We start from the raw sequence: 4834 nt of genomic DNA on the forward strand, positions 1-4834 counted from the left end.
AGCATGGAGCTGGCACTCCTGCTTCTCTTTTATTATAGCATGCAAAAAAGCCTCAACCCAAATTAATGGATTGAGGCTTAATTATTTATTTGAATGTACCAAGTGGCACACCATTTTCACGAACGGCAATGTAGTGAACATAGCCATCATATGCCTGATAAGCAATATAAACATAATTCCCACGAACTACATAACCAAAGTAATGAATTGTTGCTTCGTTCATACCAAATCCAATATATGGACTTTGTGAGTATCCTGCATACCACCAATCACGAAGATATGTTTTTGGTGTAAAGTATCCGTTTTCATATGTGACACAAGTACCATCATTATCATACCAGTATTTAGCAGCGCTTGTTTTTGGTGTTGATACTTTTGGCGTTATTTGTTGTGTGCTTTGCGTGTTTGTCTCGCTACCATTCTCTGGTAGTCCAGTCTTTAAATCGCGTGCAAATTGTGCTTTTGTAATACCAAAGCTTGCAAGATAACCGTATGGATCTTGGTGATCCCCCCAAATGTTATCGGATACCCACTTGTGAGCCTTGATACCACGGCCAGATTGATCAAGTGTTAATGGGATACCATACTTAATCGCACTTGCTCGAAGTAAGTTTACATAGACCGCATAATCCACTTTAAACTGGGCTTGCGTAGTAGTATGAGCAAGCTCAATTTGAACTGGGGCATTAGCATTAGCATAACTGCCAGCCCCCCAAGAAACGAACCCATCAGCACCAATTCGATACACATGTCCCCAATCTCCGACGATGTATTGGACATATGCACCATTAGAGTTCCACGTACGTTTTTCAAAAATTGATGTGTTACGTGCTGAACCGGGTGCACCCGTATCATGAGCAATAATATAATTATTTGCTGTTAGCTGATTAGATCCTTCATACGTTCCAAGTTGATAAGTATTATCTACCGTATACGCATTAGCAGCGGCACCAAATAGTGGTGTAACTAAAAAAGCCGCTGCTAATGCAACGACCAATCGTTTAAAATATTTACTTTTCTTCACTCGTTTCACCTCCCGTTGTTGGAGTCTTTTTAATAACATTTGATAAGCCTTTCACACCATCAAACAAACCGCTTGATGTACCACCAATTACAATTCCAGTAATAACTGATTCTGCATAATTAGTGTCTTTCATCATATAAGCGGCAACTAAACCAGCTACTGCACCAATAACCATAGATACCCATGGTAGATAGTTGTTGTTGATTTTCGTTTGCTTGATGTTCTGTGTCAGGCTAGCAACAATGATTAAGATGATTCCGTATTCTGGTACTTGTGTGAAATCCACTACTTCTCATCTCCCTGTTTTAATTGGCTAAACAACGTTTTGAATTCTTCATCATGTTTTCCTAAGCGGATATCATGATCATCAATCCGTTTGTCTAACCGGTCATGGACTATATCTGCATTACCACCAATTCCATCTACTTTTTTTGATAGTAAATCAATTGACTTAGTGAGTGGTTTAATAATCCACATGTTCATTATCCAAACAAAGAATGTTAAAAATAAGGCGATTGAACCCAATAATGAATACAAATCGCTAACATTATGTGGTGGCATAGTTGTCCCTCCTTTTAAGGGCCTATGCCGTATAAGCAGTACCCGTTAATTCTTTGAAATCGTCAGCAGTGATGTAACCCGCTTGAATGAAGATTGATAAATTATCGTCTGTGTAAAATCCTAGTTTGTAGTATTTCTTAACCAAATCAGCCATTACTTAGTACCTCCATTTACTTGTGATGTTGCAGTTGCTAACAATAATTGAGCGTTAGTTTTATCCTGTTCAGTCTTGTTTTGTGCGACTGTTAAAGCTAATTGTGCCAACGCTTGTTGGTCTGCACTTGGTTGTGGAGCTAATTCAGGATGTGTTTTTAAATAAGCTTCTTGTTCAGCCTTTTGATTAGCCTCCCACTCTTCTTGTGGTGTGCCCACCCACGTTGTGCCGTTCCATGTTGATGGCTGATATTGTCCATCTGGAACAGCGACAAATGTTTCATTGCCGTTGACTTCATAGTCGTCAGCAACTAATTTTGTGCCCGTAAAATGATTATTGTCATCATATGTGTATACTACTTTTTGTTCTGCCAAATTAAATCATTCCTTTCATTCGAATTTAAACAAACGTCAGAAAATCAACAAAGAATTTTCCTGCTGGCACTACCCCATTAGCACTAGTTCCAACGGTGAAATTGTTAACTGTTAAAGTTCCAGTGCTTGCATCAATTTTGTTTTTTAACCATTGATCTCCCCAAATTAATGACATATATCCAAACAGCCCTTTAACTTCCGTTTTTCCTTTGAAAATACTTACAGGAAATTTGGCATAATCTACTTGAACTCTGCTTGCAATCTCTGGATTACTCAAATATCCGGAAAATTCAATAGCTCTAATGCCTCCAAAATCTAATACTCTATATTTCAATGAAGAACTAGCATTTGAAGTATCACCATTTCCAAAACCATTTAGAAAAGAAATTCCGCTGGTTGACCAATCGTTTGCCACAATTTCATTTGCATCAAAAAATCCATTAATATTTGTTTGCCAATCTGATTGTCCTTTTGAAATATCAAATTTGCTTGTCATTTTAAAGCGCTCCTTTATTTGCCAAAGAACGCCAGATTGAAATTTTTAATTAAATAGCGAATATATGAAAAACATCTAACCAAATTGTTCCACTAGTTGGTGCATTACCAGACCATGTAAATCCATATGGATAAATGCTTACTGTTCCATCATTAGCATTAAACCTAAGTCTAGCAACTCCATTTGAACATGGTGTTGACCATTGGTCACCGATTAATTTTGTCAATACATTCTTTGGGAATTGTACGATTGGTATCGTATTACTATCTTCAACTACAGTTCCTGTGGTGCTATTAACTAAACTGACTGGTACTGTAACTCCACCATGGATGATAGCTGAAATTCCGGAAACTGAAGACAAAGTTTGCATTGAAATTCCACTTGTGACATACGTTGAACCGTCAACTTCATTTTGACTCTTATAAGGTGTTGCCCCATTTAAACAAGTAATCCCTGCTGTAATTTTCCCTGAATCATTTCCAAAATATTCGTTCATAAAGTTATTAATATTTGTTTGCCAATCTGATTGTCCTTTGGCAATGTTATTTTTATTTGCCATTAAAATAGCCCCCTTTCCATTTGAAAGAGAACTAAAGCGTTGTTACTAAAGGGGTTTAGCTCCCCCCCCCGCACAATTTTTACAGTCTTAAATTGTTTCATAATGTGTTCCTCCTATAATTTGAATGATGAGTCAGTATCAAAACTTGTAACTGTTGCGCCTTTAGCTTCGATTCCTAAACTGTAGTTTCCCGAAGTGAGATATAAAAAGGACTTACCAAAGTCTGCCGTAAAATTATCCGGCATGGTAAATCCACTAAATACTGTTTTTGGTTCTTCTGGGTCGATGTAAATATCGACTTCTGTTGGTGTCGTTCTGACAGCTCGAACTTTAATATCATAAACTGTTGAACCACCTGCGATATCAACACTTGTTTGTGCAATCCCTGCACCATATCGATAAACGTAAGCATGAATTGATGGATATAACTCATCACCATTCCTTAATGTTAATGTTCCAACTTTCATCGAAGTTAAAACATGCATTTTGGCAATAGTATCTGTAATCTTATCAATCCATGATTGCATCATTGGCACGGTCACAATTTGATTGCTCTTGATTTCTGCTGCTAAGGCATCAATTTGTGTCTGTAATGATGTAACTGTATTTTCAATAGTTTGATAATCGCCTGTCCATTTATCAAACGCAGCTTGAATTTGTGTGTTCCAATCATCTTTGAATTTAGTTAAATCGCCGCTAGCATTATCAATGATTGTTTTCAATTGATCATATAAGTCTTCAAATGGACTGATGTAATCACTCGCCACAACACCATTAACAATTGCATCTGATAGAACATTAAGTTCAAATTCAAGCGTAGAGACGTTCTTATCTCCCAGTGTTAACCTGAAGAACGATTGCTTGTAGTTTCCTGAATTTGCGAATGCTTTTTGTGGGAAGTCATATCTGAATTGTCCATTTGATGGGTCAACTGCAACAAACCCGTGATCATCAAAGATTTTATAGCCAGCTGGTGTTAACCCTTCAAAAATTGCTTTCATACCCGTTAAATCAAATGCTGAACCGTCCTCATGTGTGATATAAACCATGACTGAACGCAATTCGTTATCGTACTGACGTGCTTGGACAAAGTTATGCTTACCTGTCCAAGTAATCGCTGTGGAAGTAACATCATCTGATGGTTGAATTAATACTCGTTGATCTTTACCAATTACAAATCTTAAAGTTTCCATAGTTAGTTAATCACTCCTTTCTGTTGCAAAATCTCAGTGACAACTGCTTCAATTGTGGCTTGGTCGACACCAAGAACAATTCTGTCAATTCGATTTTGCAAGTTGGTAATATCTTGTTTAGTAACTGTTTTAGAATTGTCCTTACTATCATCAACACCAATTAACAGATTCAATGCATTAGCAATTGTGGTGAAATTATCGTTGACCGTGTCTCTGAAAGTGTCACCTAAATCAGTTTCTATTTTTTTTAATGTAACTCTGTCTGCCATTGCTTCATCTCCTATCACCAATTAGTGGCAAGCTCCCACTTGCTCCAAGTTGTATTTGATGTTCCGATACGAGTTAGAGTAACCGGTCTTGCTGTTTGCGTGCTACGTGCAATTTGTGTTGGATAACCGCCCGATGTGTTGCCCCAAGGCGTATGAGTTTCTAACTCACAATATCCAAGATTGATGTTAGATGGGAGATCACCA

General features: G+C 37.5%; 9 protein-coding genes and 1 pseudogene. All 10 read right to left on the reverse strand.

Annotated features, from left to right (window positions below):
• Nucleotides 1–85: 85 nt before the first annotated feature.
• Nucleotides 86–1024 carry a peptidoglycan recognition protein family protein gene (locus tag ACYVQZ_RS09895; protein WP_461241214.1) on the reverse strand — a complete coding sequence of 313 codons (939 nt, stop codon included), beginning with the start codon at nt 1022–1024 and terminating at the stop codon, nt 86–88.
• Nucleotides 1011–1310 carry a holin gene (locus ACYVQZ_RS09900; RefSeq protein ID WP_461241215.1) on the reverse strand — a complete coding sequence of 100 codons (300 nt, stop codon included), beginning with the start codon at nt 1308–1310 and terminating at the stop codon, nt 1011–1013. Before ACYVQZ_RS09900 ends, ACYVQZ_RS09895 begins: the two co-directional genes overlap by 14 nt.
• A complete protein-coding gene (locus ACYVQZ_RS09905) occupies nt 1310–1585 on the reverse strand; it encodes a hypothetical protein (protein ID WP_461241216.1) in 276 nt (91 codons plus the stop codon). Before ACYVQZ_RS09905 ends, ACYVQZ_RS09900 begins: the two co-directional genes overlap by 1 nt.
• 22 nt (nt 1586–1607) lie before the next feature.
• On the reverse strand, nt 1608–1739 hold the full coding sequence (locus tag ACYVQZ_RS09910; RefSeq protein WP_461241217.1) for an XkdX family protein: 132 nt from the start codon (nt 1737–1739) through the stop codon (nt 1608–1610).
• The gene (locus ACYVQZ_RS09915) at nt 1739–2113 is read right to left on the reverse strand and encodes a hypothetical protein (protein ID WP_461241218.1); all 375 of its coding nucleotides are present in this window, start codon (nt 2111–2113) and stop codon (nt 1739–1741) included. The genes ACYVQZ_RS09910 and ACYVQZ_RS09915 overlap by 1 nt, the downstream gene beginning before the upstream one ends.
• A 25-nt stretch (nt 2114–2138) precedes the next feature.
• Complete coding sequence (locus ACYVQZ_RS09920) at nt 2139–2609, reverse strand: hypothetical protein (RefSeq protein ID WP_461241219.1); 471 nt, start codon at nt 2607–2609, stop codon at nt 2139–2141.
• Between the two features lie 49 nt (nt 2610–2658).
• Entirely contained in the window at nt 2659–3168 is a 510-nt protein-coding gene (locus tag ACYVQZ_RS09925; RefSeq protein WP_461241220.1) for a hypothetical protein, read from the reverse strand.
• A gap of 113 nt (nt 3169–3281) precedes the next feature.
• Complete coding sequence (locus tag ACYVQZ_RS09930) at nt 3282–4361, reverse strand: BppU family phage baseplate upper protein (RefSeq protein ID WP_461241221.1); 1080 nt, start codon at nt 4359–4361, stop codon at nt 3282–3284.
• Between the two features lie 2 nt (nt 4362–4363).
• On the reverse strand, nt 4364–4630 hold the full coding sequence (locus tag ACYVQZ_RS09935) for a hypothetical protein (RefSeq protein ID WP_461241222.1): 267 nt from the start codon (nt 4628–4630) through the stop codon (nt 4364–4366).
• 14 nt (nt 4631–4644) lie between these two features.
• Nucleotides 4645–4834 (reverse strand): annotated as a pseudogene (locus ACYVQZ_RS09940) (BppU family phage baseplate upper protein); the annotation flags it as partial.

It is taken from the genome of Paucilactobacillus salsurae (genome assembly GCF_054784995.1).

Bases quoted from the DNA above. Each gene is read 5' to 3' on its own strand.
- ACYVQZ_RS09905 (WP_461241216.1), bottom strand. From the start codon at position 1,585: ATGCCACCACATAATGTTAGCGATTTGTATTCATTATTGGGTTCAATC.
- ACYVQZ_RS09910 (WP_461241217.1), bottom strand. From the start codon at position 1,739: ATGGCTGATTTGGTTAAGAAATACTACAAACTAGGATTTTACACAGAC.
- ACYVQZ_RS09920 (WP_461241219.1), bottom strand. From the start codon at position 2,609: ATGACAAGCAAATTTGATATTTCAAAAGGACAATCAGATTGGCAAACA.
- ACYVQZ_RS09925 (WP_461241220.1), bottom strand. From the start codon at position 3,168: ATGGCAAATAAAAATAACATTGCCAAAGGACAATCAGATTGGCAAACA.
- ACYVQZ_RS09930 (WP_461241221.1), bottom strand. From the start codon at position 4,361: ATGGAAACTTTAAGATTTGTAATTGGTAAAGATCAACGAGTATTAATT.
- ACYVQZ_RS09935 (WP_461241222.1), bottom strand. From the start codon at position 4,630: ATGGCAGACAGAGTTACATTAAAAAAAATAGAAACTGATTTAGGTGAC.